Origin of the sequence: Pseudomonas sp. Sample_20 (genome assembly GCF_004307585.1) — a bacterium.
Lineage (GTDB): Bacteria > Pseudomonadota > Gammaproteobacteria > Pseudomonadales > Pseudomonadaceae > Aquipseudomonas > Aquipseudomonas atacamensis.
The window spans coordinates 1-1963 of the sequence record NZ_RCOA01000068.1 but is presented as its reverse complement, the minus strand read 5'-3'; the positions used below and the strand labels follow the sequence as shown (position 1 = coordinate 1963).

Annotated in this window: 2 protein-coding genes and 1 tRNA gene; all 3 read left to right on the top strand. The window is 56.6% G+C overall.

The window, feature by feature from the left end; translation table 11 throughout:
- Positions 1-34: 34 nt before the first annotated feature.
- Positions 35-1276: an aspartate kinase gene (locus tag D8U70_RS15030; RefSeq protein WP_016773595.1), complete on the top strand. Its 1242-nt coding sequence runs from the start codon at positions 35-37 to the stop codon at positions 1274-1276.
- 187 nt (positions 1277-1463) lie between these two features.
- Entirely contained in the window at positions 1464-1652 is a 189-nt protein-coding gene (gene csrA / locus D8U70_RS15025) for a carbon storage regulator CsrA (protein WP_002554426.1), read from the top strand.
- A gap of 62 nt (positions 1653-1714) precedes the next feature.
- Positions 1715-1805, top strand: a tRNA-Ser gene (locus D8U70_RS15020).
- The last annotated feature ends 158 nt before the right edge of the window (positions 1806-1963 follow it).

Genomic DNA, 1963 nt, shown 5'->3' with positions numbered 1-1963 from the left:
TTGGGCGCCCTTCATGGGCAGAGGCGGCTTTGAAATGGCTTTGATCGTACAGAAATTTGGAGGCACCTCGGTCGGCACTGTCGAGAGAATCGAGCAGGTCGCCGACAAGGTTAAGAAATTCCGCGATGCCGGCGATGACCTGGTGGTTGTGCTGTCTGCAATGAGCGGCGAAACCAACCGTCTGATCGATCTGGCCAAGCAAATCAGTGGCGAGGCACAACCGGTTCCGCGCGAGCTGGACGTGATCGTGTCCACCGGTGAGCAGGTGACGATTGCCCTGTTGGCCATGGCGCTGATCAAGCGCGGTGTGCCGGCGGTGTCGTACACCGGCAATCAGGTGCGAATCCTGACTGACAGTGCGCACAATAAAGCGCGTATCTTGCAGATTGATGACCAGAAGATTCGCGGTGATCTGAAGGCTGGCCGTGTGGTGGTTGTCGCCGGTTTCCAGGGCGTCGACGAGCACGGCAACATCACCACCCTCGGTCGCGGCGGTTCCGATACCACCGGCGTGGCACTGGCGGCGGCCTTGAAGGCGGATGAATGCCAGATCTACACCGACGTCGACGGTGTCTACACCACCGACCCGCGTGTGGTGCCGGTTGCTCAGCGTCTGGACAAGATCACCTTCGAAGAGATGCTGGAAATGGCCAGCCTCGGTTCCAAGGTGCTGCAGATCCGTGCGGTGGAATTCGCCGGCAAGTACAACGTTCCGCTGCGCGTACTGCACAGCTTCAAGGAGGGTCCGGGCACCCTCATTACTATTGATGAAGAGGAAACCATGGAACAGCCGATCATTTCCGGCATCGCTTTCAACCGCGATGAAGCCAAGCTGACCATCCGTGGCGTGCCAGACACCCCGGGCGTGGCGTTCAAGATTCTCGGCCCGATCAGTGCCGCGAACATCGAAGTCGACATGATCGTGCAGAACGTCGCGCACGATAACACCACCGACTTCACCTTCACCGTGCACCGCAACGACTACCAGGCCGCACAGACTGTGCTGGAAAACACCGCTCGCGAGATCGGTGCCCGTGAAGTGGTCGGCGACACCAAGATCGCCAAGGTCTCGATCGTCGGCGTCGGCATGCGTTCCCACGCAGGCGTGGCCAGCCGCATGTTCGAATCCCTGGCGAAAGAAAGCATCAACATCCAGATGATCTCGACTTCGGAAATCAAGGTGTCCGTAGTGATCGAAGAGAAATACCTGGAACTGGCTGTGCGCGCGCTGCACACGGCTTTCGAACTGGATGCTCCGGCCCGTCAGGGCGAGTAATCCGCTTCTGTGAAGGGCGCGGTCTGACCGCGCCCTTTATTTTTGAATGGCGCGAGCCCCGGAACTGTTCTTTTGCTCGCGCTGGTCAATACTCAGGCATGTAGGGCTACGATCGCTGCGGTTGTAGGTCGGGTGCCTTTTTTTTGCAGACTGTTGTCCCTGAAATGAATGGCGTAAGGAGAAAGGTATGCTGATTCTGACTCGTCGGTGCGCGGAAAGCCTGATTATCGGTGACGGCGAAATCACCGTGACCGTGCTCGGCGTCAAAGGAAACCAGGTGCGTATCGGCGTCAACGCTCCGAAAGAGGTTGCGGTGCACCGTGAGGAAATTTACCTGCGTATAAAGAAAGAGAAGGACGAAGAACCAAGCCATTAATTTTTATCGATTTTTATGTTTGCAAACGGGGAAGAAGCTGGTTAATATACGCCCCGTGTTGCGGAGAGCTGGCCGAGTGGCCGAAGGCGCTCCCCTGCTAAGGGAGTACACCTCAAAAGGGTGTCGGGGGTTCGAATCCCCCGTTCTCCGCCATTATTTGCTTAGTACGTCGTAATCTGGCTTCTTCTGTAAGTTGTTGAAATTACTAGAAAAAGTGTTTGACATAGAGATTAGACGGCCTATAATGCGCGGCAACAAATGCACTCGTAGCTCAGCTGGATAGAGTACTCGGCTACGAACCGAGCGGTCAC

Bases quoted from the DNA above. Each gene is read 5' to 3' on its own strand.
- D8U70_RS15030 (WP_016773595.1), top strand. From the start codon at position 35: ATGGCTTTGATCGTACAGAAATTTGGAGGCACCTCGGTCGGCACTGTC.
- csrA (WP_002554426.1), top strand. From the start codon at position 1,464: ATGCTGATTCTGACTCGTCGGTGCGCGGAAAGCCTGATTATCGGTGAC.